General features: G+C 69.3%; 22 protein-coding genes. 13 read left to right on the forward strand and 9 right to left on the reverse strand.

From position 1 onward, the window contains the following. Positions 1 to 8: 8 nt before the first annotated feature. Entirely contained in the window at positions 9 to 1,355 is a 1,347-nt protein-coding gene (locus C8P66_RS16890; protein ID WP_111399454.1) for a glutamate--cysteine ligase, read from the forward strand. Here the strand turns inward: C8P66_RS16890 and C8P66_RS16895 are convergent. The 5 genes from C8P66_RS16895 to C8P66_RS16915 all read right to left on the reverse strand — a co-directional run bounded on the left by C8P66_RS16895 (position 1,336) and on the right by C8P66_RS16915 (position 7,300). Next, the gene (locus C8P66_RS16895) at positions 1,336 to 1,785 is read right to left on the reverse strand and encodes an SgcJ/EcaC family oxidoreductase (RefSeq protein ID WP_211314180.1); all 450 of its coding nucleotides are present in this window, start codon (positions 1,783 to 1,785) and stop codon (positions 1,336 to 1,338) included. The genes C8P66_RS16890 and C8P66_RS16895 overlap by 20 nt on opposite strands. Positions 1,786 to 1,919: 134 nt before the next feature. Continuing rightward, positions 1,920 to 2,594 carry a TSUP family transporter gene (locus C8P66_RS16900; protein ID WP_111399456.1) on the reverse strand — a complete coding sequence of 225 codons (675 nt, stop codon included), beginning with the start codon at positions 2,592 to 2,594 and terminating at the stop codon, positions 1,920 to 1,922. Positions 2,595 to 2,616: 22 nt separating this feature from the next. Beyond that, positions 2,617 to 4,050 carry a metalloprotease TldD gene (tldD, locus tag C8P66_RS16905; RefSeq protein WP_111399457.1) on the reverse strand — a complete coding sequence of 478 codons (1,434 nt, stop codon included), beginning with the start codon at positions 4,048 to 4,050 and terminating at the stop codon, positions 2,617 to 2,619. Next, the gene (locus C8P66_RS16910; protein ID WP_111399458.1) at positions 4,047 to 6,326 is read right to left on the reverse strand and encodes a sensor histidine kinase; all 2,280 of its coding nucleotides are present in this window, start codon (positions 6,324 to 6,326) and stop codon (positions 4,047 to 4,049) included. Before C8P66_RS16910 ends, tldD begins: the two co-directional genes overlap by 4 nt. Further along, positions 6,323 to 7,300 carry a COX15/CtaA family protein gene (locus tag C8P66_RS16915; RefSeq protein WP_342768021.1) on the reverse strand — a complete coding sequence of 326 codons (978 nt, stop codon included), beginning with the start codon at positions 7,298 to 7,300 and terminating at the stop codon, positions 6,323 to 6,325. The genes C8P66_RS16910 and C8P66_RS16915 overlap by 4 nt, the downstream gene beginning before the upstream one ends. Positions 7,301 to 7,575: 275 nt before the next feature. On the opposite strand from C8P66_RS16915, the gene C8P66_RS16920 reads away from it, so the two are divergent. Next, on the forward strand, positions 7,576 to 8,325 hold the full coding sequence (locus tag C8P66_RS16920; RefSeq protein WP_281271357.1) for a glycosyltransferase: 750 nt from the start codon (positions 7,576 to 7,578) through the stop codon (positions 8,323 to 8,325). A gap of 10 nt (positions 8,326 to 8,335) precedes the next feature. Then, on the forward strand, positions 8,336 to 9,004 hold the full coding sequence (locus C8P66_RS16925) for a TVP38/TMEM64 family protein (protein WP_111399459.1): 669 nt from the start codon (positions 8,336 to 8,338) through the stop codon (positions 9,002 to 9,004). Here the strand turns inward: C8P66_RS16925 and C8P66_RS16930 are convergent. Both C8P66_RS16930 and C8P66_RS16935 read right to left on the reverse strand, forming a co-directional pair. Further along, a complete protein-coding gene (locus C8P66_RS16930; RefSeq protein ID WP_111399460.1) occupies positions 9,001 to 9,777 on the reverse strand; it encodes an SDR family NAD(P)-dependent oxidoreductase in 777 nt (258 codons plus the stop codon). The two genes, C8P66_RS16925 and C8P66_RS16930, sit on opposite strands and share 4 nt — an antisense overlap. Then, positions 9,774 to 11,429: a capsular polysaccharide export protein, LipB/KpsS family gene (locus tag C8P66_RS16935; RefSeq protein ID WP_158537282.1), complete on the reverse strand. Its 1,656-nt coding sequence runs from the start codon at positions 11,427 to 11,429 to the stop codon at positions 9,774 to 9,776. Before C8P66_RS16935 ends, C8P66_RS16930 begins: the two co-directional genes overlap by 4 nt. Before the next feature lie 222 nt (positions 11,430 to 11,651). Here C8P66_RS16935 and C8P66_RS23915 point away from each other — a divergent pair, with 222 nt between their 5' ends. From C8P66_RS23915 to C8P66_RS16955, 5 genes are read left to right on the forward strand one after another with little or no spacing between them, the layout of a single operon-like run. Beyond that, a complete protein-coding gene (locus tag C8P66_RS23915) occupies positions 11,652 to 12,056 on the forward strand; it encodes a hypothetical protein (RefSeq protein WP_158537283.1) in 405 nt (134 codons plus the stop codon). Continuing rightward, entirely contained in the window at positions 12,053 to 12,862 is an 810-nt protein-coding gene (locus C8P66_RS16940; protein ID WP_111399462.1) for an ABC transporter permease, read from the forward strand. The genes C8P66_RS23915 and C8P66_RS16940 overlap by 4 nt, the downstream gene beginning before the upstream one ends. Before the next feature lie 12 nt (positions 12,863 to 12,874). After that, on the forward strand, positions 12,875 to 13,522 hold the full coding sequence (locus C8P66_RS16945) for an ABC transporter ATP-binding protein (protein WP_111399463.1): 648 nt from the start codon (positions 12,875 to 12,877) through the stop codon (positions 13,520 to 13,522). Continuing rightward, a complete protein-coding gene (locus C8P66_RS16950) occupies positions 13,482 to 14,687 on the forward strand; it encodes a capsule biosynthesis protein (protein WP_245903636.1) in 1,206 nt (401 codons plus the stop codon). Before C8P66_RS16945 ends, C8P66_RS16950 begins: the two co-directional genes overlap by 41 nt. A gap of 19 nt (positions 14,688 to 14,706) precedes the next feature. Next, positions 14,707 to 16,488: a polysaccharide biosynthesis/export family protein gene (locus C8P66_RS16955; protein WP_111399465.1), complete on the forward strand. Its 1,782-nt coding sequence runs from the start codon at positions 14,707 to 14,709 to the stop codon at positions 16,486 to 16,488. Between the two features lie 37 nt (positions 16,489 to 16,525). On the opposite strand, the gene C8P66_RS16960 is transcribed toward C8P66_RS16955, so the two are convergent. Further along, positions 16,526 to 18,688 carry a glycosyltransferase gene (locus C8P66_RS16960; protein WP_111399466.1) on the reverse strand — a complete coding sequence of 721 codons (2,163 nt, stop codon included), beginning with the start codon at positions 18,686 to 18,688 and terminating at the stop codon, positions 16,526 to 16,528. A 99-nt stretch (positions 18,689 to 18,787) separates the two neighbouring features. On the opposite strand from C8P66_RS16960, the gene C8P66_RS16965 reads away from it, so the two are divergent. After that, entirely contained in the window at positions 18,788 to 20,125 is a 1,338-nt protein-coding gene (locus tag C8P66_RS16965) for a glycosyltransferase family 4 protein (protein ID WP_111399467.1), read from the forward strand. Positions 20,126 to 20,198: 73 nt separating this feature from the next. Here the strand turns inward: C8P66_RS16965 and C8P66_RS16970 are convergent, their stop codons facing one another. Then, on the reverse strand, positions 20,199 to 20,918 hold the full coding sequence (locus C8P66_RS16970; protein ID WP_111399468.1) for a FadR/GntR family transcriptional regulator: 720 nt from the start codon (positions 20,916 to 20,918) through the stop codon (positions 20,199 to 20,201). A 109-nt stretch (positions 20,919 to 21,027) separates the two neighbouring features. On the opposite strand from C8P66_RS16970, the gene C8P66_RS16975 reads away from it, so the two are divergent. Genes C8P66_RS16975 through C8P66_RS16990 form a run of 4 tightly spaced genes read left to right on the forward strand, consistent with a single transcriptional unit; the run spans position 21,028 to position 24,543 of the window. Then, positions 21,028 to 22,194, forward strand: coding sequence for an alpha/beta hydrolase family protein (locus tag C8P66_RS16975; protein ID WP_111399469.1), 1,167 nt, complete (start codon positions 21,028 to 21,030; stop codon positions 22,192 to 22,194). Between the two features lie 11 nt (positions 22,195 to 22,205). Next, positions 22,206 to 23,189 carry a Bug family tripartite tricarboxylate transporter substrate binding protein gene (locus tag C8P66_RS16980; RefSeq protein WP_111399470.1) on the forward strand — a complete coding sequence of 328 codons (984 nt, stop codon included), beginning with the start codon at positions 22,206 to 22,208 and terminating at the stop codon, positions 23,187 to 23,189. Continuing rightward, entirely contained in the window at positions 23,186 to 24,070 is an 885-nt protein-coding gene (locus C8P66_RS16985) for an amidohydrolase family protein (RefSeq protein ID WP_111399471.1), read from the forward strand. Before C8P66_RS16980 ends, C8P66_RS16985 begins: the two co-directional genes overlap by 4 nt. After that, complete coding sequence (locus C8P66_RS16990; protein ID WP_111399472.1) at positions 24,067 to 24,543, forward strand: (2Fe-2S)-binding protein; 477 nt, start codon at positions 24,067 to 24,069, stop codon at positions 24,541 to 24,543. Before C8P66_RS16985 ends, C8P66_RS16990 begins: the two co-directional genes overlap by 4 nt. Positions 24,544 to 24,667: the final 124 nt, after the last annotated feature.

Here is a 24,667-nt window from a genome sequence, read left to right on the forward strand (position 1 = left end):
CACAACCGATGTCCAATCCCGGCGAGGCCGACCTCACGCCGATCACTTCGCCGCGCCAATTGGCAGATTGGTTCGCAGCCGGCTCCAAACCGCGCGCCGATTGGCGAATCGGCACCGAGCACGAGAAATTCGGGTTTCGCCGCAGCGATCTGTCAGCGCCGGCCTATGACGGGCCGGATGGCATCCGCGCGATGCTGGAGGGCATCCAGGCGCTCGGCTGGGCACCGATTCTCGACAATGGCAATGTCATCGGACTGACGCGGGGGGAGGCCTCGGTCTCCCTGGAACCCGGTGGCCAGTTCGAGCTCTCGGGCGCGCCTTTGGCCAGCCTGCACGACACCGCATCCGAACTCGCCGCCCATCTGGCGGAGGTGCGCCAGGTCGCCGAACCGCTCGGCCTCGGCTTCGCGCCCCTTGGCTTCCGCCCGCTGGCGACGCGGGAGGAAGTGCCGTGGATGCCGAAATCCCGCTACGCCATCATGCGCGGCTACATGCCGCGGGTGGGCGCCATGGGGCTCGACATGATGCTGCGCACCTGCACGGTGCAGGTGAACCTCGATTTCGGCGACGAGGCCGATATGGCCGAGAAGCTGCGCCTGTCCCTGGCCTTGCAGCCGCTGGCGACGGCGCTCTTCGCGAATTCCCCCTTCATCGAAGGCAAGCCCTCCGGCTTCCGGACGCTGCGCGGCCGGGTCTGGACCGAGACCGATCCTGACCGCACCGGCATCCCGACCTGCGTGTGGGAGCCGGGGTTCGGCTTCGAGAGCTTCGCGGAATTCGTGCTCGACGTGCCGATGTATTTCGTGATGCGGGAGGGCAAGTTCATCGACGCCTCCGGCGCCTCCTTCCGCGAGTTCATCGCCAAGGGGCTGGCGGGCCACCCGGGTGTCGAGGCGACCATGGGCGATTGGGCCGACCATGTGACGACCGTCTTCACCGATGTGCGGCTGAAGCGGTTCCTGGAGATGCGTGGCGCCGATGCCGGCAGCCCCGAGATGATGGTGGCACAATCCGCGCTCTGGACCGGGTTGCTCTATGATGACGCGGCCCAGAAGGCGGCCTTCGCGTTGATCCGCGACTGGAGCCTGGAGGAGACCAGGGCCTTGCGCCGCGCCGTGCCGCGCGACGCGCTGACCGCCAGCATGCACGGCCGGTCCTTGGCCGACATTGGCCGCGACGTGCTGGCCATCGCCCGTGGGGGGTTGGTGGCGCGGGGCCTCGACGAGGCCCCGCTGCTGGCGCCGCTGGACGCGATCATCGCCAGCGGCGAGACCCAGGCCGACGTCTGGCTGCGACGGTATCACTCCGTCTGGGGCGGCGACGTCTCCCGCATCTTCACCGAAGCTGCGGTCTGACCCCGCCGCCCGCCGCGACACGCCAGACCGGCGTCGGCATGGCCGAGGCATTGTGGTGCGCGACCTGCCAGCGCCCATCCTCGAATTCATAGACAAAGGTGTAGCGGGCGGGCATCTCGGCGGTGCTGCCCGGCCGGTTGCCGCGAAGCGTGAAGACATAGACGCCGACGTCATAAGCGACGTTGCAGCTCTGCACGATGGTGCGGGAGACGATGCTGCCGCTGGGCTGCCGCCGCAGGAACTCCTCGAAATAGTCGCGGATCGCCTCGATGCCGACCCGCGGTTCGTCGGCGGTGGCCGCCAGCAGGATGGCATCGGGCGCGTAGCGGGCGGCGACGGTATCGGCGTCGCCGGTCGCCAACGCCGCATTCCAGAGGTCAAAGAACCCCGCGACCTCGGCATCGGTAACCGGAGCGCAGGAGGGCGGCATGTCAGCCCGGGCGAGGCTGGGTGCCGACACGGCAAGGGCTAAGGCGAGAAAGCAGCTCCAACGGCGCATGTCCGATCCTTTCGATGACGGCCGAAGTCTGCGGCACGGTCATTGACAGGACGTAAAGACCCACATCACCCAAACGCGATCAGCCCCACCCCCGAGATCCCGCTGACCACCAGGATCACCGGCCGCAGCCGCGGCCCGGTCAGCCAGGCCCGCGCCGGCCGCGCCAGCAGCACCCCTATCGCGAGCCCGGGCAGCAGGGTCAGCGTCAGCCAGAGTTCCGCCACCCCGAACCGCCCGGCCAGCGCCGCCACGGGCACGATCATCGCATAGGCGATCAGCCAGAACAGCCCGAGCACGCCCCGCACCGCCGTTGCCGGCAGGTGCGACACCGCCAGCGCCATCAGGGGCCCATGCACCCCGGAAAACCCGCCCATGGCGCCGGAGATGAAGCCGGCGCCGAACAGGATCGGCGGGCTGGGTCGCAGCCGCGGCACCAGCACCGCCAGCATCACCGCGACCAGGATCACGACGCCGAAGCCACGCCGGCTCGCAAGGGCGGGGGCGGCGGCAGCCAGGCCCATCCCAAGCGCGGTGCCCAGAGCCAGCCCCGCCACCGACCAGCCCAGGATACCCTTGGGCACCGAGCGCACATCCGCGCGCCATTGCCCGAACATCAGAAGGGCGCCGACGGCCAGCAGAGGCCCGGGCACGAAGCGCGGGTCCAGCGCCACCAGCGGCGGCACCGCCACCATCGACAGGCCAAGCCCGGCCGCCAACTGCACCACCGTCGCCGCCACCATCGCGACGGTGGCGATCAGCGCATCAACGAGCAGCGGTGCCGCCGACCGTCAGCCCATCCATGCGCATGGTCGGCTGCCCGACGCCGACCGGCACGCCCTGGCCATTCTTGCCGCAGGTGCCGACGCCGGCATCCAGCGCCATGTCATGCCCGACCATGCTGACCTTGGTCAGCGCCGAAGGCCCGTCGCCGATCAAGGTCGCGCCCTTCACCGGCGCGCCGATCTTGCCGTTCTCGATCAGATAGGCTTCCGAGGCGCTGAACACGAATTTGCCGCTGGTGATGTCCACCTGCCCCCCGCCGAAGTTCACGGCGTAGAGCCCGTTCTTCACCGAGGCGATGATCTCCGCCGGATCATGCTCGCCGTTCATCATCACCGTATTGGTCATGCGCGGCATCGGGATATGGGCATGGCTCTGGCGGCGGCCATTGCCGGTGGGGGCGACGCCCATCAGCCGGGCGTTCTGCCGGTCCTGGATGAAGCCGACCAATATGCCGTCATCGATCATCACCGTGCGACCGGAGGGTGTGCCCTCGTCATCGACGGTCAGGCTGCCGCGACGGTCGGGGATGGTGCCGTCATCGACCACCGTCACGCCCGGGGCCGCGATCCGCTGCCCCAGCAAGCCTGCGAAGGCCGAGGTCTTCTTTCGGTTGAAATCGCCTTCCAGCCCATGGCCGATCGCCTCGTGCAGCAGGATGCCGGGCCAGCCCGAGCCCAGCACGACCGTCATCTCGCCGGCCGGCGCAGGCACGGCGTCGAGATTCAGCACCGCCTGGCGCAGCGCCTCGGCCACCGCGGCGCGCCAGACCTCAGGCGTGGTCACGCGGGCATAGGTGAACCGGCCGCCCGTGCCATAGGAGCCGGTTTCCCGCCTCCCATCCTGCTCGACCACCACCGAGACATTCAAGCGCACCAGCGGTCGCAGATCGGCGACCTCCGCACCATCGGCCCGGATGATGCGCACGGCCTGCCATTCGCCCGACAGGTTCGCCATCACCTGGGTCACGCGGGAATCGCTGGCGCGGGCGAAAACGTCCATTTCGGCCAGCAGCGCGGCCTTGGCGGGGAAATCCATCGCCTCCAGCGGATTGGCGGGATCATACAGGCGCAGATTGGTCGCGCGCGGACCGACCGCGACGCTGCCGGCTTCACCCGGCCGGGCCGCGCGGACGGTGGCGGCGGCGCGGGTCAGCGCGGCCTCGCTGATCTCCCCGGCATGGGCATAGGCGGCGGTTTCCCCCGAAACCCCGCGCAGGCCAAAGCCGCGGCTGGTGTCGAAACTGGCGCTGCGGATGCGGCCGTCTTCCAGCGAGGTCGATTCGCTCTGCCGGTATTCCAGGAACAGCTCGCCATCCTCCTGCCCTTCCAGCGCCTGGCGGGTCAGGCGGCGGGCGGCATCGGGGTCCATATCGGCGAAGAACAGCCGATCGGTGGCGCTGATGGCATCGGTCATGGGGATGCTCCGTCTTCTTCGGCGGCCAGAGAGGCCGCGGGAATGGTAAGAATGGCCAAGGTGCCCTGCCCCGGCTGGCTTTGGAGCCGCAGGTCGAAGCCCATGGCCCGAGACAGCGTGCGGGCCAGATGCAGCCCGAGACCGGAGCCACCGAAGCGGCGGGCCAAAGTGGTTTCCAGTTGCACGAAGGGCTCGAAGGCGCGGGCAAGATCCTCGGGCGCAATGCCGATCCCGGTGTCGCTGATGGTGATCGCGAGATCGGGTCCCGCCATCGCCGCGGCAAGGGTGACGGTGCCACCGGATTCGGTGAATTTCACAGCGTTGGTCAGCAGGCCTTGCAGCACCTGCCGCAGCCGCTTCTCATCCGCCAGGATGCGCGGCAGCCCGGGCGGGAGGTCGAGCGCCAGGGTCAGTCCCGCCTCGGCCGCCTGGCTCCGGGCGACGCGGGCCACGGCCTGGAGTGCCGAATAGACGTCCAGCCGCGCGGCGCCGGCGGAAAGGACGACCGCCTCGGCGCGGGCGATATCCAGGATGTCATCGATCAGTGACAGCAGATGCCGCCCGGCATCGTTGATCGCGCGGATGAATTCCTCGGATTCCGCGGCGCCCACCGCAGGCCCTCCCCCCGCATTGCGGGCCAGCAGCGCATCCGAAAAGCCGATCACCGCATTCAGCGGCGTCCGCAACTCATGCGTCATGGTGGTCAGGAAGCGCGACTTGGCGCGGCTTGCATCCTCCGCCGCATCCTTGGCGCGCTGAAGCTCGGCGCGAACGCGCCGGTCCTCGGTGACATCGGTGAGGGTGCGGACGAAGCCGCCATCCGGGGTGGGCTCGGTCGTGATCTCGACCACCGAGCCGTCCGGCCGGGTCCTGACGTAGCGCCCCGGCCCGAAGATGTGGGGCCGCGTCGCGGTGAATGCGGCCGCGGCCTCCGGCGAGCCGAATTCGCCCCGCTCAGCCTGCGCGCGGCGGATATCCTCGATGGTACGCCCCGCCCACATCTCATCGGTATCGAGCCCGGTCAGCCGGCTTGCCAGGGCATTGGCGGCAATGAGCCGGCCCTCGCGGTCAAAGAGGGAGATGCCGCTGCGCGAGTTCTCCAGCATCACCTGCTGACGCAGCGCCTGCTCCCGGGCCTGCCGCTGCGCCTCGTGCAGGGCGGTGATATCGCTGATGACGGCGACATGGCCGCCATCAGGCAAGCGGGTGAAACGGCCGACCAGGGTGGTGCCATCCGCCCGCGTGCGCATCCACTCGCTCTGCCCCTCCGTCATCCAGGCGTAGCGGCGCCGACGAACCTCCTCGATCGGCATGTCGCCGTATTCGCCGGCGGCATGGCGGCGGGCGATCAGGGTATCAAGATGTTCGCCGAGCGTCGGTCCGGCATCGGCCAGCAGCCGCTTGCAGGCCTCATTCAGCATGGTCACGCGCCGGTCGGAGCCATATACGGCCACGCCGTACGGAAGCGCCGCCAACACCGCATCGAGCAAGGTGGCACGCTGCCGTGCGTCATCCTCGGCGCGCTTCAACTCGGTCAGATCATCGACCTCGATGATGAAACCGCCGTCGCTGGTTGGCTTGGAGGTGACGCGGATCACCTCGCCATTCGGCCTCTCCCGCATCTGCTGCTGCGGCAGGCCGCGGTCGGTGCCGATGCGGCGCAGCACGAAGTCAGGATCGTCCAGATTGCCGTATTCGCCGCGGGCGGCCAGCAGCGCGAAAACCTCGGGCAGGCTCATGCCGGCATGTATTCCGCCCGGCGGGGCGCCGATCAGGTTGGCATAGGCAGGGTTGAGCAAGGTCAGCCGCCGGTCCGGGCCGTAAACGCCGACACCCTCTCGCAGCTGGTCGAGCACCCCCTGGCTGGCGCGCGCCATCGCCATCGCTTCCGATTCCGCGCGGACGAAGGCGGTGACATCGCTGACGATGCTGGTAAAGCCGCCGGTGGGCAACGGCTCGTTGCAGAATTCCAACGCGCGCCCGAGGGTGGTTCGCACCACCCGGCGCGACGCCTTGCTGCGGTCCATCCGCATCACCGTGGCAACCCGCGCCTCTGGATCGCCCGGGCCGAAAACGCCGTGATAGGCGTAGAGCGTGACGATATCGCGCAGCGACGTGCCGATCGGCAGGCTGTCCTCCGCGAGTTTCGCGTGCAGCACCGGCGGGTTGGTGAGAAAGATCAGCCGGTGCTCGGCATCGTAGATCGCGAGGCAGACCGGCAGATGTGCCAGCGCCTCCAGCAACTCGTCCGGCACCGGACGGATCCGCTTCGTCATCCCCGCCGCAGCCCGTGCATCGCGGCCAGCACGGCTGCCAGGACCACGACCGCGACGGCCTGGTGCAGCGTGCCCAGTCCAGCCGGCACCACATGCAGCAGCGTCGTGACGCCAAGCCCGTATTGCACCAGCACCGCAGCCCCAAGCACCAGCAGGGCCGAACGGGCGAATCCCGGCGGCAGACGTAGCCAGCCGAGGCCGACCGCAGTCAGCACGGTCACCGCCGTCAGGCTCGCGAGCAGGCGATGATTGAACTGCACCGTGGCGATATCCGCGGTCAGGCTATGCCAGCCCTCGGCCAGGTAGCCGCGCGGCACCCATTGCCCGTCCATGAGCGGCCAGGTGTTGAAGTCGAACCCGGCCCGCAGCCCGGCGACGAAGCCGCCCGCCAGCAGGGTCAGCACCACGAGCCCCGCCGCCGCATGCACCAGCATCGCGACACCCGAAGCACCGGCCGGCCGGCCCCGCGCCGGCCGCAGCAGCGACAGCGCCGTCCAGAACAGCACCGAGAACAGCAGCAGCGCGAGCGCCAGATGCAGCACCAGACGGTAGGGCGAGACCGTGGTGCGATCGGCCTCGAAGCCGCTGGCGACCATGAACCAGCCGACGCCACCCTGCGCACCGCCGAGAAGCAGCAGCACGACAAGCCGCGGACCCAGCCCCGGCGGGACCCGCCCGCGCAGCCAGAACACCACCAGTGGCACCGAAAAGGCGAGGCCGATCATCCGGCCCCAGAAGCGGTGGGTCCATTCCAGCCAGAATATCCGCCGGAAACCTTCGATCCCGAACCCCGCGTTGACCAGGGCGTATTGAGGAATTTCGCGATAGAGCGCGTAGAGGCGCTGCCATTCTGCCTCGGACATCGGCGGCAGGCTGCCTGACAGCGGCGCCCATTCCATGATCGACAGGCCCGAGCCGGTCAGCCGTGTGGCCCCGCCAAGTGCCACCATGATCCAGACGAGGACGCAGACCACCAACAGCCATAGGACAACGGCGCGACGGTTTCGCGTCGCCGGGTCGGATGGCTGTCTGGCGGGAGCGGCCGGAGGGGCATCGAAAGGCATGGAAGAGCTATATACGATCTGATGCATCTTCTGCACACGCTGCTGGAGGATCATCTGTCCCGCATCAGGCAGCGCGGTCACGGCTTGCCATCGGAGAACAGGCATCGCCGGCCTGGCGGAACTTGCCGACCCCGCCCCCCCCTGCTACCGCCCGCCGGCCCCCAAGCAGAAAAGCCGCCGCTCTTTTGAATCCCAGCCTCACCCCCTCGCCGCTGTTGCTCTCGGTCGTCATTCCCATGCGGAACGAGGCGACGAATGCCGGACCGCTGCTGGCCGAGATCACCGCCGCCCTGGGCGGCCTCGCCTATGAGGTGATCTGCGTCGATGACGGCGGGACGGACGGCACCGATGCCGTGCTGGCGCTGGCTGCCGCCGCGGACCCGCGCATACGGGGGCTGCGGCACGTCGCCTCCTGCGGCCAATCGGCGGCGATCGTCTCGGGTGTGCGGGTGGCGCGGGGCGACTGGATCGCCACCCTGGATGGCGATGGCCAGAACGATCCCGCGGATATTCCCCGTCTGTTGGCCCGCGCCCAGGCCGAGGGCCTTAGCGGCGCCGCGGGCGTGCTGGTCGCCGGCCACCGCGTCAATCGACGCGACACCAGGGTCAAGCGGCTGACCAGCCGCGTCGCCAATGCGGTGCGGGCGCGGCTGTTGGGCGATGCGACCCCGGATACCGGCTGCGGGTTGAAGGTCTTCGGCCGGCAGTTGTTCCTCGACCTGCCCGCCTTCGACCACATGCACCGCTACCTGCCGGCGCTGGCGCTGCGCGCCGGCGCGGTGGTGGTCAGCGAGGCGGTCAATCATCGCCCCCGCCTGCGCGGGATCAGCAATTACGGGACGCTGGACCGCCTGCTGGTCGCCTTCATGGATCTGGTCGGGGTGATCTGGCTGCAGCGCCGCTGGAAACGGCCGGTCGCGACGCCCTTGCCATGAATCCGGGGCCATGAATCCGGCGCTGCTGCGCGCGATCCTGCTGGCGGTGGGTCTGGCGGCGGCAGGCTGGCTGCTGCGGCTGATCGGCGTGGCACCGGGTACCGAACTCGCTGATCGCTACCTCAGCGGCGGCGGCCTGGCGGCTGAGGCACTGTTTCTGGCCGCCGGCAGCATCGCCACGGCGATCGGCGTGCCGCGGCAGGCGATGGCCTTCGTCGGCGGCTATGCCTTTGGCGCGGCGCTCGGCAGCGCGCTGGCGCTGGTGGCCCAGGTCCTGGGCGCGGCGGCGGCGTTCTGGTGGGCGCGGATCGTGGCGCGGGACTGGGCGGAACGACGCCTGTCGGGCCGGTTCGGGCCGCGCCTGCGGCCCTTGCGCGATGCGATGGCGGAAAACCCCTTTGGCGCCACGCTGGCGTTACGTTTGCTGCCTATCGGCAACAACCTCGCACTGAACCTCCTGGCCGGGATGGCCGGGATCGCGGCACTGCCCTTCCTGGCCGGGTCGGCACTTGGCTTCGTGCCGCAGACCGTCGTCTTCGCGCTTCTGGGCAAGGGCATTCGCGTCGATGGCGCCTGGCAGATGGTACTGGCGGTGGGGTTGTTCGTGGTGGCGGCCCTGATCGGCTGGGCGCTGCTGCGGCGGCACCGCACCGGCCGCGCCATGGGCGACCAGGGCTAGGCGCGCTCGTCCGGCACCACCCGGCAGCGGATGCGGCGGGCCACCAGATCCGACAGCCCCACCGGCAGCAGGTCCAGCAGCCGCATCCCGAAGGCGAGATGCGCGGGAAAGCTCAGCCGCCCCCGGCCGGCCAGGATGGCGGCGTGGCAGCGCGCCGCCGCCTGATCCAGTGGCACCGCCCCAGGCTGGCCGCCGCGGAAGCGCCGGCTCATGTCGCTCTCGAAGAAGCCCGGGCAGAGCACCGTCACCTTCACCCCACGCGGCCCGAGCCCCGCCCGCAACGCCTCGCCATAGGCACGCAACCCCGCCTTGCTGGCGGCATAGGCGGGGATATCGGGCAGCCCGCGCAAGGCCGCCAGCGAAGCAACCAGCGCGATGCGTCCCTGGCCGCGCGCCACCATAGCGGGCCAGAGCGGCTCGACCAGATTCATGGCGCCCACCAGGTTCACGGCAATCTGGCGGGTCGCGGCCTCCAGCCCCTCCGGCCGACCATCCGGGCTGGTGCCGCCGGAAACGCCGGCGTTGGCGATGGCAACGTCGATCGGTCGCACCTGCCCCCATTCCGTCAGCACCGCCGCCAGCGCCACCGCATCCCGCACATCCAGCGCCGCGACCGCGACCTCGGCGCCTTGTGCACCGCAGGCCTCGGCGGTGGCGGCCAGCCCATCGGCCGAGCGCGCGATCAACCCGAGCCGCACCCCCGGTGCCGCGAAGCGCAGCGCCAGCGCCGCGCCGAGCCCGCGAGAGGCTCCGGTGATGACCACATGCGTCATGACAACCCCCGCCACCGCGCCCAGAGCCGTGTGACGAAGCCCTGTACCCCGCGATGAATGGTGAAGGGCGAGGCCCGCCACAGCGCCGGGTCGTCCAGCCTCTCGAGCAGAACCTCGGGCGTGCAGGGCAGCCGGGTGACCGGATCGAGGTAGCGCGGATAGAGGATGAGCATCCCCGCCACCAACTCGTCCAGGGTGAGCTTCCGGGTCCGACGCGCGACCGGATCGCGGTCGAGGGTCAGCCCCCATCCGGCATAGGCGGGCTGGCCCCAGGTGGTGACCGGCACGCCGCGCAGCAGCGCCTCGAACCCCGCCAGCGACGTGATCGTGTGCAGCGCATGCACATGCGGCAGCAGCGCCGGCAGCGGCTGGTCGGTGACGACGGCATCGACCAGGCCATCCAACTCCTCGGCCGCCAACCGCCCTCGGCGGAAGCCGGCGACCAGGTCGGGATGGGGCTTGAAGATCAGGAAGGCCTCCGGTTCCACCGCCCGCGCCGCCCGCAGCAAGGCCAGGTTGCCCCGCACCGGCCCGCGCACCGCCCGCATCGAGGCGTCATCCTCCACCTGCCCGGTCACCAGCACGATCCGCCGCCCGGCGGGGAAGGCCGGCATCGGCGCGCCCGCGCGTAGATTGTACTTGCTGATGCCACGGGCCACGATCGTCTGGCGCAGGGCGGCGGCGCGGGCCAGCAGCGCGGGCTCGAATCCGCCCTCCTGCAACAGCGCCTCCAGATCCGAGGGCCTGGCCGGGTCGTAATGGACGCCTTGGCCGTCGATGCACCACGAGGCGCCCGGCAGGAACCGCGCGCCGAGTCCGGCACCACGGATGAACCCATCCTCGATCCGCAGCAGCGCAACCCCAGCCGCTGAGGCCGCATCCGGCAAGGCCACCGGCATGGAGCTTGCCCAGGCGGCCAGCGCGCCTTTCTTGCGCTCCGCATGCTTCAGCGCCGCCCCGGCGGCACCGCGGAAGGCGGGTGCGCCACGCCCTGAGGCAAAGAGGGCGGCCATCGAGGCACGCTTCCAGGGCGGAATCCCGGTGCAGGCGGCAACGCGGCGGTTATGCGCCTCGGTGATCCGCCAGAGCGCGAGCAGACCGATCCCCGCCTCCGCCGACATCTCCGTGCCATGAAACGGGCAGCGCCAGCGCGTTGCCCCGATCACGCTAGCCCAGAGCGCTGCCACATCGACGGGCACTTCGTCCGACCAGGCCGGCACGCCGGCCGCACCGGCCAATACCAGCAAGGGATCGGGGCCAACCGCTGGGGTCGCCGGGGGCAGCAGATGCAACTCCGCGGCCGCGTCCAGCAGCGTCCAGGCGGAAAAGCGCCAGGGCAGCACCGTCACGCCCTTGGGCGCCTGGCGCAACGGCCGAGACCGGCGGGCGCCGGGATGCGGCAGAACCACCACCGGCCGCCCCGCGGCCCGCGCCAGAAGGCGGTCGATTGCCTCGCGTAAGCAGGGACTCCGGGTGCCTTCGCACGCATCGAGGAGCAGGAGGGCGCCGCGCGCGGGCAGGCCGAGACCCACCGGACCAGGGTCGGGCAATCCGGCCGGCCCGCCGACCCGCCGGAGAGCGACCAGCCTGCCCAGGCGCTCGGCCTCGGCAGGGACCGCGGCCGCAGCCAGCGGATCGAGCCGGGCGATCACCGCGCCGGCCCGGCCGAACCGCGGTGAGGGCCAAAGAAGCCGATCAGTATTAGGGTTATTTTCCTGCCAGATATCCCGGCCAGGGTCGGGGGCGGATGCCGTCATGTCCGCCGCCGTATCACGCCGCGGTAACCCCCGCCATCATCCCCGCCAAGTCGGCATTGAACGGGGACGTGATCAATCGGTTTTTGCGCTGCGGTAGGAATTCCGGTATCACGCCGCATGCCGATGCTCAACGGAGGGTGCCGTTTGTCCCGTTTTGTTGCCCTGGCCCCAGCCCTGGCCGTCGTTCTGATGACCTCCGGCTGTGCCATGCCGTCGTTTTTGCGCGCACCCGGCGCGCCGATCGAGACATCCGCGATCCCTGCGCGCCCGATGGAGCCGCTGGCGCTGTTCGCCAGCCGTGCCGCGCCGGGGCAGGAAGATCGCGTTGAGCCTGCCGCGGGGTCCCCGCCCGTGCCGGTACGCCTGATCCGGGCGTGGAATGCGGGCAGCGGCCGGGAGTGCCGCGAGGTCGCCATCGGAGGGACGCGCGAAGCGACCCGGCAGGTCTTCTGCCAACACGGCGCGTCCTGGGAGGCAGCCCGCCCGCTTCTACGAAGCGGTGGTTCGACCCCGCGCACATGAGCGGGGCCGCCGAAGGACCGTATGTTGGCGGCCGTACCTTCGAACAAATAATTGCCGTTCGCAGACGGGTCATCGGCGCCCTTATCCTGCGCGAATTGCAGACCCGTTTCGGTCGCAGCAATCTCGGCTTCCTTTGGATGTTCTTCGAGCCCCTGTTGCTTGGCGGCATCGTCTCTACACTGCACTTCTTGCAGGGCGGCGGGCACAATAGCCTGCCAGTATTTACGCTTTCTGTTGTCGGCTACGTGCCCTATTTTATGTTTCGCGCCATGGTCAATAAGGCAGGCGGCGCAATCCAATCCAATCTATCGCTCCTCTACCATCGCGACGTAATGCTTTTGGATATTTGTATTTCGCGTAATATCATCGAGGCCGTCTCGGTATCCGGCGTCTTACTGATATTTCTCGGCTGCGCTTATTGGCTTGTTGGCGAAGTCCCACAGTCACCACTGAAAATCGTCTTCGCGATGGCGTTAATGGCGCTGCTGAGCCATGGTCTTTCGATGATGGTCACTGGATTTAGTGGCCTGAGCGAGTTCACCGAACGAATCGTGCACCCGATTACCTATTTGATGATGCCGATTTCCGGTGCCTTTTTTCAGGTCTCCTGGCTGCCACCAGAATGGCGCGAAGACGCGCTTTGGGTTCCCTTCGTCAGCATCCACGAGTTGCTGCGCGAAGGCCAGTTCGGTGACAAGGTTACGGCCTATTATGATATCCCCTACGTGCTTTACTGGATCCTCGCGAGCAATCTCATCGGCCTCGCCGTGCTGCGCTATGCGCGGCCACGGCTCGAAATGTACTGAGGGTGGCATCTGGTGTTGATCCTCGACGACGTCTGGAAGTCGCATCCGGTCCGGGGAGGCCATCGCGATGTGCTGAAAGGCATTACGGGCAAGATCGAGCGCGGCGACGCGCTGGGCATCCTCGGACGGAACGGCGCCGGCAAATCGACGCTCCTACGGATCCTGGGCGGGGTGGATGCGCCGAGCCGCGGGCGGATCAAGCGGGGGATGTCCGTGTCCTGGCCGATGGGCTCGGGCATTGGCGTGCAGGCCAGCATGACCGGCGCGGACAATGCCCGCTTCATCGCCCGCATCTACGACCTCGATATCGCCGAGACGCTGGAAAAGGTGGAAGCCTTTGCCGAACTCGGCGCCTACTTCCACGAGCCAGCGCGCACCTATTCGTCGGGGATGATGAGTCGGCTGATGCTGGGCCTGTCCTTCGCCGTGGAGTTCGAATGCTATCTGGTCGACGAATCAGTGGGTGCCGGCGATGCCCGCTTCTCCGAAAGGGTATCCAAAGCCTTCGACGACCGCCGGTCCCGGTCGGCTCTGGTTCTGGTCTCGCACAGCATGCAGTTGATCCGGCTCTACTGCCGGCGGGCGGCTGTGCTTCACGATGGGAGGCTGAGGTTTTACGATGACCTCGATGAAGCTATCGACGCCTATCAGGCTCTCTGACGCCAACCTCTCCGTTGGTGAACCGCATGGCACGGCGCCACGCCGTCCTCCCGCCCTCGCGCGCTTCTGGCGCCGTCGGAAGGGTCTGATCCTGTGCGTGCTCCTGCCGCTGACCGTCGCGAGCCTCTACTTCTACGGCTTCGCAGCACCGCAATACGCCTCGGAGAGCAAGTTCCAGGTCCGCGGTCGCACGGGTTCCAGCTCGTTCGGCAGCGGCGGAGCCGCAGGGCTTGCCTCGCTGATGGGTGGCAGCGGCATCTCCACCATGCCGCAGGAAGGGCTGGCCGTCCGTGACTTCCTGACCTCGCTCGATGCCGTGGTGAAACTGCGCGCCGAGCATGGCCTGGTTGATATCTACCGCCGGCCGGAAGCCGATGTGGTGGCCGGACTCTGGTCGGAGGAACCGAGCGCCGAAAAGCTACAGCGCTATTTCAACAGCATGGTCACCGTCACGGCCGACCAGACGACCGGCATCACCTCGATCCAGGTCCGCGCCTTCCGCCCGGATGACGCCCGCACCCTGAACGAAGCCTTGCTGGGCATGGCCGAATCACTGATCAACCGGCTTTCGGCCCGGGTCCGCGACGACACGTTGCAGGTCGCCCGGCGTGAAGTCGCGGTGGCCGAGCAACGCATCGCGGACGCCGGCGAGGCCCTTCTGGCTTTCCGCGAAACCGAACGCGCCCTGAACCCCGCGGCGACGGCCGAGGCCGCCCTGCGCTCGGTCGCGACGCTGGAGCAGACGCTCCTGCAAACGCGCGCCGAATTGGAAGAGAAGTCCGCATACATGCGGCGGGACAACCCCCTGATCGCGACCCTGCGCAACCGTATTGCGGCGCTGCAGACGGGAATTGCCGAGGAGCGCCGCCGCACGACCTCCGGCGGACAGGCGCTGCCGCAGCAGATTGCGGGCTACGAACGCTTGCAGCTTGAACGCGAATTCGCCGACCGTCAGCTTGCCTCGGCGACCGCCTCGCTGGAACAGGCGCGGGTCGAAGCCTCGCGGCAGCAACTGTTCCTCGCGCGCGTCGTCGAACCAAACCTTGCCGAATACGCCATGTATCCCCGTGCCGGTTTCATTCTCGCGTCCATGGCCGCCGTGCTGGTGGTGCTGTATGCGATTGGCTGGTTGATTGTGGCCGGGATGCGAGAACATGCTTCTTAAGACTGTAATGGGGACTCGCATGTCGCAGTGGCGGAATTGGGTAGCGGCAGTTTTGCTGATCGGCGCAGCGCTGCCGCGTCCCGCGCTGGCCCAGCTTTTGCCGAGCAGCCGCGCCGGGGCATCCGCGGCTCAATCCCCGGCCGCGCCACAGAGCTTCGGCGCCCCCCTCGGCTTCGGTGCCACCGGCTCCGCCTCCCAGGCACCGATCACGCCCAACCTTCTGGGCCAGGAGCGCACCACGGTGCGCGAGGGTTCGGCCACCGAGGCCGAGGGCGGTCCCACCGTCACCGCCCCCTTGGGCGAGGTGGATCGCCGCCCCGGGCCGCCGACCGCCGTGTTCGGCGCTGCCCTGTTCACGCGCCCCGTCACATTGTCTTCGGACGCACCGAACCCCTCCTATGTGCTGAGCCCCGGCGACCGCGTCAGCATTCGGATCTGGGGCGCGACCGAGGCGGAAATCACCTCCGCCGTCGATTCTGATGGGAATATCTTCATTCCTACCATCGGCCCCGTCGCGATCGCCGGCACGCGCGCAGGCGATCTGCAACGGGTGATCGAACAACAGGTGCAGCGGATCTATACCCAGTCGGTGCAGGTTTACGCCGTGCTGCTGAACGTGAACCGGATCGGCGTCTTCGTGGCCGGTGCGGTGAAAATGCCCGGCCGGCATGTCGGCCAGGCCTCGGATTCGGTGCTGGACTTCCTGACCCGCGCCGGTGGCGTCGATCCCTCCCGCGGGTCCTTCCGCCAGATCGAGCTGCGGCGCTCCAATGGCGCGACCAGCCGAATCGACCTCTACTCCTTCCTGACGCGCGGCGTGCTGCCGCCGATCCGGCTGCAGGAGGGCGACACCATCCTGGTCGGCGCCCAGAGCGCGATGGTCAGCGTCGATGGCGCCATCCGCAACAACTATCTGTTCGAGATGACCGGGCGCAGCATGGCCGGACGGGAGTTGATCGAACTGGCCGCCCCCCTGCCCTCCGCCACCAATGTCGTGGTCCGCGGCACCCGCAACACCCTGCCCTGGTCACGCTACGCGACGGTGCGGGAACTCGCGGGCATGCAGTTGCATGACCAGGATTCGGTCACCTTCATCTCCGACGTCCCCAACCCGAGCATCCGCGTCTCGATCGAGGGCAGCCGCATCGGCCCCTCCGTCCTGATCGCCGATCGCGACATCACTTTGTGCCAACTGCTGGACCATGTCGCGGTTGATCCGCAGCTGGCCGACACCGGCGCCGTCTTCCTGCTGCGCCCGCGTCTGGCGGCGGCGCAGGTCCGCTCCATCAACGAGGCGCTGGACCGGCTGGAGCGGCAGCTCTTCACCGCCATGTCCGCCAGCACCGGCGTGGCCGAGATCCGGGCCTCGGAGGCGCAGCTCGTCTCCACCTGGATTTCCCGTGGCCGCCGCATCCGCCCGGAGGGCCGGCTGGTCGTGGCCCAGAACCGCCACTGCACCGAAACCCGCCTGGAGGATGGCGACACCATCGTCATCCCGGAACGGGTGGAGACGGTGATGGTGTCCGGCGAGGTGAATTCGCCGCAGGCCGTCCTTTGGCGCCGGGATCGGCGTATCGCCGATTATATCACCGCGGCCGGAGGCTTCGATCTGCGCGCGGATGAGAGCCGCGTGATCATCCGCCGCGCCAGCGGCGAGGTCCTGCTGGATCCCGCCGAGGGCCCCTCCCCGGGCGACGAGTTGATCGTCCTGCCCCGGCTCGATCCGAAGAACTTCCAGATCGCCCGCGACCTACTGAACCTCGTGTTCCAGTCGGCCGTCGCGGTGCGCGTCTTCAACTGACCGACAGGAGGCGGCCGCGGCCGCCTCCTGGTTCAGCTCAACTCAGCACGGCAGAGCGAAAGACCCGCCGCTCCATTGCCTCGATCCGCGCCAGAGGCGCGTCATCGGCGAAGACCGTCAGCGCAACGACGCCGATGCCGCGCTCGTCCTGATCCGCATCCGGCCGGTCGCTCACCAGCAGCACTGACAGAGGCCCGTCGCCGACCGGCGCCGCGACGGCGGCGAAACACGGGCCCGCCTCGGTAATGGGGATGCTGCACCAAGCGCCGCTGGCGCCGTCGCGATCGACGCGAATGGTCAGCACCATATCCTTGCTCGGAGCCTCCAGTTCCAGGTGGAGTTGCGGCGCCGTCAGGGTCGGCGCGATCGGCAGGGTGATCCGGGCATAGCCCAGCCGTGCCCAGACCCCCCAGCCCTCGGCCACCATCCATCCCTTGCGATCGCGCACCAGTGAGGCGAGGGCCAAGCTGGCGAAGTCGATGACGTTCGGGTCCTCGCCAAAGGTGAGTCTGGAGCCGGGCGCCAGCAGGATATCGACCTTGGCCTCAGAGGCGTCCTGCGAGGCCAGCCTCTGGGCCGCGCCAAGGATATCGGCGGCGACCTCGGTCCAACTGCGCAGCGGCGGCGCCGCGGCGATCCGCGCGGCCGAGGCCGCGAGCGCCGCGTCATCGCCCGACAGGCGATGCAGCAGATCGACCAGCCCCTCGGCATCGCCCGGCCGGAAGGTTTCCGCGAGGCCGCGGGCCGCATCGCGCAGCCCAGGCAGATCGGGGATCACCACAGGCTTGCCCGCGGCCAAAGCCTCGGTCACCGGCAGGCCCCAGCCCTCGTGGCGGGAGTGGTACAGGATGAAGCGCGCCCGCCGCAGCAGAGCCACCAGCAGGGCATCATCGGCGTCCTGCACCACGCTGATGCGCGCCGCCAGGGCCGGGTCGGCCGCCAGCATCCCGAGGGCGGTCGCCGAGCCCTCCGCGGCGCGGCCGACGCAGACCAGCCTCGGCGTCGCCCGCCCCATACGCTCGGCCAGCCGCTTCCAGGCGGCGAAGACGAAGGCATGGTCCTTGCGGGTTTCCAGCGAGCCGACCCAGAGGACGAAGGGCCCCGGCTGTTCCAGCAAGGGATGGGTTTCGGCCGGGCGGGGCCAGTGCGGGGCGGCGTCGAAAGGCACGACCTCGATCGGCACCTGCGGCAGCCCGCCACCGCCGAGGCCGGCGATATCCTCGGCCGTGCCCGACCCCGCGACCAGCAGCCCATCGGCATGCAGCGCGAGCCCCGCGAACCAGCGCGCGAACTGCGCACCCGCGCCTGGCGAGACATCCCGCGGTGCCACGATCGGCCCGACGTCATGCACCAGCGCGACATGGCGCAGCCCGGCATCGGTCCGCGCCGCCCGGATCACATCGAGATAGCCCGGCAGCCACCAGGCGGTACCAAGCGTCAGCAGGATCTGGCCCGGGGTGAACGCGATGAGCGGGCCGGCGAGGACCGCCTCCATCACCTCGACGATCTGGCGGAACTCCGCATCCTCGGCGTCGGCGCCACGGCGCATCACCGCCTGGAGCCGGGAGAACCACAGGGCCGGCACCGCGACGAAGCCCGCAGCCCCCGCGCGCATCGCCACCAGTGCTGCATCCATCCCGCCTTCCAGCGCCGCACCGGCGATGGCGAGCTGCACGCGCTGAATACCCGAAGGCACACGGCGGGTATGGATCCAGGACAGCAGGTCGCTGATGTCCAGCAGCGCCCCCGGCGGCGTATCTGGCGCGCCTTTCGGCCGCCAGGGCGAGGCAACGCCGAGCGATTGCAGCATCGCCAGCTCGCGCCAGGGATCGACGGCGGCGGGGTCCAACTCGGCGGCGATGCGATAGGCTCGCGCGGCCTCCGGCAGGCGCCGCAGCAGCTTCAGCGCATGGCCGATCTGGATGTGGATATCCGGGTCCTCCGGCAGCATCGCCTCGGCCGCGCGGTAGAGCGAGAGCGCCGTCGCGGGATCGCCCGCCTCCTTGACCATGTGGCCGCGCTGGATGGTGATGGCGCGGTCGCCGGGATGAAGATCGAGGTAGGCCGCATAGGCGTCCGCCGCACCGCTCCAATCCCGTGCGTCGCGCAGCGCATTGCCGCGGTTGAACAGGGCGCGCGCCGGGGTCAGCGCCTCGCGCTGGCGGCCCAGGCCCTTGAGCGTCCTCCCGATCAAGTTCATCTCTCCTCCTGACGGCAAGCCCGGCTGTTATCGCCAATCACGGCCGCCACGGCTACACCGGGTCCGCGCAAGTCTGCGCGGCAGCGGGGAGCGGACGGCTTGGGCGCACTGGTCACGGTCGACGGCTACAATCTGGCCTTGGAACAGGGCACGGGGGTGGCGACCTATGCCCGCAACCTGACCTTCCGCCTGGGCGCGCTGGGCGCCGATGTGGCGGTGCTCTACGGCAAGCGCAGCAGCATGGGCAGCGACCCGCTGCTGCGCGAGATCACCTTCTTCGATGCCGAGCGGCCCTTGCCGAAGCCTTTGCCCCGCGCGCTGCGCGACATGCGGCGGCTGTTGCTGGCAACCGGCGGCGTGCGCGCGGTAGAGGTGCCGGTCACCGGCCAGGTCATCACCGACAGCATGGCGCATGCCCTGCCCAATGCACGCCACATCTGGAACCTGTCGGACCTCTATCGCCTGGCCATCAACCACTTCAAATGGACCGGCCGCCGCCTGCGGGTGCGGCTGCCGGGCGATCCGGCCCTGGTCCATTGGACCTATCCGCTGCCGATCATGGTTCCCGGCGCGCTCAACATCTACACGATGCATGACCTCGTGCCGCTGCGCCTGCCCTACACGACGCTCGACAACAAGCGGCACTATTACCGCGTCGCGCGGATGCTCGCGCAGCAGGCGGACCACATCGTCACCGTCAGCGAATGCTCGGCGCGGGACATCATCTCCCTGCTCGGCGCCGATCCGGCGCGGGTGACCAACACCTACCAATCCGTCGAGGTCCCCGCCGAAATCGCCGCCGCCCCCGAGGCCTCGGTGCGGCAAGATTTGCGCGCCGCCTTCGGCCTGGACCCCGACAGCTACTTTCTTTTCTTCGGCGCGATCGAGCCCAAGAAGAATGTGGACCGCATCATCGAGGCCTTCCTCGCCAGCGGCAGCAACCGCCGCCTCGTGATCGTGGGCAAGGATGGCTGGGGCAGCACGCCGGACGGGCGGCGGGCGGCGCGGCTGCTGCCGGAGGCCAAGGGCGATTGGTTGAGCGGCTATTCCGACCAGGTGCAGGGCCGCATCCTGCGGATGGATTACGCGCCCTTCCGCCTGCTGATCAGCCTGATCCGCGGCGCCCGGGCGGTGTTGTTCCCCTCGCTGTACGAGGGCTTCGGCCTGCCGGCGTTGGAGGCGATGCAGCTCGGCACGCCGGTGCTGACCTCCACCGCCGCCTCTTTGCCCGAGATCGTCGGCCAGGCGGCGCTAACGGTCGATCCCTATGACGTGCGGGACATCGCCAATGGCATCATCGCCCTCGACACCGATGCCGCCCTTTGCGGCGCGCTGTCGGATGCGGGGCCACGACAGGCGGCGCTGTTCGGGGCAAAGCCCTATGAGGCGCGACTCGCGGATCTCTATGGCCGGCTGGGCGTGAATCTGGGGGGATAACGCCCACCTCGCTGGCCTCCCATCGGTTGATAGGGCGAGCCGCTGCGTTGAGGCGTTCCGCGCCGCCTCGGTATCAGCGTGCCGCGGCCAGCAGCGCCGGGGCACGGAGACAGCCGCGCAGCCCCTCGAAATGCCGGCGCATCGCCGCGCGGGCGGCGGCCGGGTCATGCGCCGCGATCGCGTCGAAGATCGGATGATGCTCGGGCTGCAGGGCCGCCAGATCCTCCAGCTCCAGCAGCGCCCGGAAGCCGGTCGCCTGGGACCGCGCCAGCAGGTCCGCGACCATATCCTCCAGCAACGGGTTTCCGCAGGCCCCGGCGATCGCCAAATGGAACAGGCGGTTGGGATCGGTGTGACGCAGCGCCTCGCTCGGCGGGGCGTCGAGCAGCCGCAACGGATGTGCGATCGCCTCCAGCTGCTCCGGCGTGGCGCGCTCGGCCGCAAGCTCGGCGGTCTTGCATTCCAGCGTCTCGCGCGTCTCCCACAGCTGCAACAACTGCTCGCGCCCGGCCTCCAGCCGCAGCCGCCGCAGCCGCGCCGGATCCGGCACCCGGTCCGACCGCAGGTAGCGGCCGCCGCCGGGACGGCTTTCCACCACGCCCTGAATCTCCAGCGCGCGGAAGGCCTCGCGGATCACCAGACGGCTCACCCGCCACCGTGCTTCCAGCACCCGTTCGCTGGGGAAGCGGGCGTCGACGCGCATCTCCCCCTCCTCGACCAGCTGCCCGATGCGGCTGATCACCTCTTCCGAGAAGCGTTGGCCGGGCGCGGGCGCGAGGGGTCCGTGGATCATGGGCAAACTCCGTCTTGACCGAAGATGGCGGCGTGGTCCAATCTCAATGAACTGGGTTACCCAGTTTTAGGCGGCCACAGAGCCACCGTTCGAGGAAACGATACGCGGTATGGCATCGACCGGCATCCCGTCCTGGACGGACCATTTCCCGGGCAATTTCCTGTGGTCCAACGCCATGCTCGTCTGCAAGGGCATGGCGCCCTACGGCGCTGTGGCGCTGCGCGACATCGACCGCATCGGCGCCCGTCTGGCCGCCCGCCAGGGCGAGACCGCCGCCTGGGCCGAGGAATGGTTTGCGGAGGCCACCTCCCTTGAGGCCGCCGCCGCCGCCGCCAGTGCCGAAACGGCGGGGCTGCTGCTGCTGCGCGCCGGCATGTACCGCTTCACCGGCGAGCGTTTCGTGCCGCCGGGTGCTGAGAAGCGCCAGATGGGCGAGGCGGCGTATCGCAGCCTCCATGCCGGCCTGCGCGCGCGCCACAAGGAAATCGAGTTCGTCGAGGTGCCTTATGCCGGCACCACCTTGCCCGCCTTGTTCATGAAGGCGCCCGGCGTTCCGGCCAGCGCGCCCGTCGTCGTCGTCTTCGACGGCATGGACAATTGCAAGGAGATGAGCGTGCTCTTCGCCGGGCTGGAATTCGCCCGGCGCGGCATGCACACCCTTGCGATCGACGGCCCCGGGCAGGGCGAGACCCTGCGCATGCGGGGCATCAGCGCGCGCCACGACTACGAAGTCGCCGGCGCCGCGGCCTTCGACTATCTCACCACGCGCAAGGATGTCGATGCAGGGCGCATTGTCGTCATGGGCTACTCTTTTGGCGGGTACTACGCGGTGCGCGTGGCGGCGCACGAGCCGCGCTTCGCCGCCGGCGTCGCGCTGACGGCGCCGCATTGGGACCTGGCAGGCTTCCAGCGCGGTGTGCGGGACAAGGCGCGGGCCGCGGGCCAGACCATCGCGCAATCCAACTTCCAGTTCCGCTGGGTGGTCGGCGCCGCCGATGATGATGCCGCGATCGCGATCGCGGAGACATTCGACGTCGCGGGTGCGGCCGCCCGCGTCGCCTGCCCCTTCCTGGTGACGCATGGCGCCGAGGATCGCGTCATCCCGGTCGCCAATGCCGACAGGCTGTTTTCCGCGCTGGCCACTCCGAACAAGACGCTGAAGATCTTCACCGCCGAAGAGGGGGGTGCCCAGCACGCACATGTGGACGACCGGCAGATCGGCATCTCCCACGCCGCCGACTGGATCACAGAAATCCTGCGCACCACTGCCGGCTAAGGAGACCCACCATGTTGGATCGTCGTACCGCCATCGCAGCCTCGCTCGCTGCCCCGCTGGTACTCGCCACGCGCGCCAGGGCGCAGGGCAGCCGGCGCCCGCTGGTCATCATCGTCGGCGCACCGCCAGGAGGCACGGCGGATGGGGTCGGGCGTGTGCTGGCGGAAGCGATGCGGGGCGAACTCGGCGGCACCGTCGTGGTGGAGAACCGTGGCGGTGGCAGTGGGCTGGAGGCAGCGGAGCGGCTGGTGCGGGCGGAGCCCGATGGCCAGACGCTGCTGATGGCCAATACCAGCGTGCTTGCCATCAACCCAAGCCTGTATCCGCGGCTGACCTATGATCCGCTGCGCGACTTCGGCTTCGTCGGCAAGGTCGCCACCGTGCCCATCGTGCTCGCGGTACGGCGCGAACTTGGTGTGAACAGCGTGCAGGAATTGATCGCGCTGGCGAAAAGCCGGCCCGGCACTCTGAACTTCGGCTCGGCCGGCACGGCGACGGCGATGCACCTCGCCGGCGTGCTGTTCAACCAGATGGCCGGCACCGAGATCACCCATGTGCCCTTCCGCGGCAGCGCGCCGGCCGTCACCAATCTGATCGGCGGCCAGGGCCTCGACATGATGTTCGAGCCGGCGGCGACCCTGCTGCAGTATATCGCCAATGGTACGCTGGTGGCCCTTGCCGTCGCGGACGGGCAGCGCGCCGCGGCCCTCCCCGATGTGCCGACCATGTCCGAAGCGGGTCTGACCGGCTATGTCGCAACCCAGTATTTCGGCCTGGTCGCGCCGGCCGCCACCCCCGCCGCCACGCTCAATCAACTGAGCGAGACGATGGCGCGCGGGCTCGGCAGCCCCGCCACGCGCGACCGGCTCAAATCCATCGGCGCCGAGCCCGCCGCCTCCTCACCGGCGGCATTGCGGCAGTTCGTGGCCGAGGAGATTCCGCATTGGCGCGAGCTGGTGCGGATCTCCGGCGCCAAGCTCGATGGTGGCGGATGAGCGAGGCGCCCTTCTGCGCGGCGCCCGACCGGGCGCCGCGCTCGCCCGCCCTGGCGGTGCCGCCACTGGCCTGTGACAGCCATCTGCATGTCTTCGGCCCGGCCCCGCGCTACCCCTACCAAGCCACCCGCGGCTACACGCCGCCCGACAGCCCGGTCCCGGAGATGCAGGCGCTGCACCGCGCCCTCGGCATCGGCCGGGCCGTGCTGGTGCAGGCCAGCGTGCATGGCACCGACAACAGCGCGATCCTGGATGCGGTCGCAGCCGATCCCACGCGCTACCGCGCCATCGCCTCGGTGGGCGAGGATGTGACGGATGCCGAGCTGGAGCGGCTCCACGCCGGTGGCGTGCGCGGCTTCCGGGTCAATCTCGTGGACAAGGGGGGCATGCCCTTCCGTTCGCTCTCCGCACTGTCCGAGGTGGCGGAGCGGGTCCGGCCCTTCGGCTGGCACGCCGAGTTGCTGGTGCATGTGCACGAAAGCGACGAATTCCGGCAGATCGTGCGACGGCTGCCTATCCCGGTCTGCGTCGGCCATCTCGGCTACACCAAGGCGGGTATCGCGCTGGAGAACGCCGGTTACCGGGAGTTCCTCGCACTGCTGCGAGATGGCCGTTGCTGGGTGAAACTGACCGGGCCCTATCGCATCTCGGCCGCCGATCGCGCGCCCTATGCCGATGTGGTGCCGCTGGCGCGCGCGGTGGTCGCGACCGCGCCCGACCGCGTCGTCTGGGGCAGCGACTGGCCGCATGTCATGCTGAAGGGCGTGATGCCGAACGATGGCGATCTGCTCGACCTGCTTGGCGACTGGGTGCCCGACGCAGCGCTGCGGCACCGCATCCTGGTGGATAATCCGGCCACGCTCTACGGCTTCGAACCGTGACCACGGGGTTTACCCTGAACGGGGCCGCGGTCGTGGTGGACCTGCCGCCTGACACGCCTCTCGTTCACGTCCTGCGCGACACGCTCGGGCTGTTCGGCACGCGCTGGGGCTGCGGGGCGGAGGTCTGCGGCAGTTGCATGGTGCTGCTGGACGGCGCCGCCGTCACCTCCTGCACCCTGGCGCTGGACGCCGTGGCGGGGCGGCGCCTGCGCAGCGTGGAGGGCCTCGGCACACCCCAGGCACCGCATCCGCTGCAGACCGCTTTCCTCCAGGAGCAGGCGGGGCAGTGCGGCTACTGCCTTTCGGGCATCCTCATCAGCGCCGCCGCTTTGCTGGAGAGCAACCCCGATCCGGATGAGGCCGCCATTCGCGCCGCGCTGGACCGCAACCTCTGCCGCTGTGGCGCGCACAACCGCATCCTGCGCGCCGTGCTGCGGGCGGCGGCGGCGGCGGCGATGCGGGAGGCAGCCTAATGGCTCAGTCAAGCGGCCATTTTGAATCCGGTCTGGAAGGGCGTGCGGTTTTGCACGACGGCCCAGAGCACGTTCACGCGGCGTCTTGCGAGGGCGATGACGGCCTGATGGTGGCGTTTTCCTT

The sequence above is a fragment of the Humitalea rosea genome (assembly GCF_003253705.1).
Taxonomy (GTDB): domain Bacteria; phylum Pseudomonadota; class Alphaproteobacteria; order Acetobacterales; family Acetobacteraceae; genus Humitalea; species Humitalea rosea.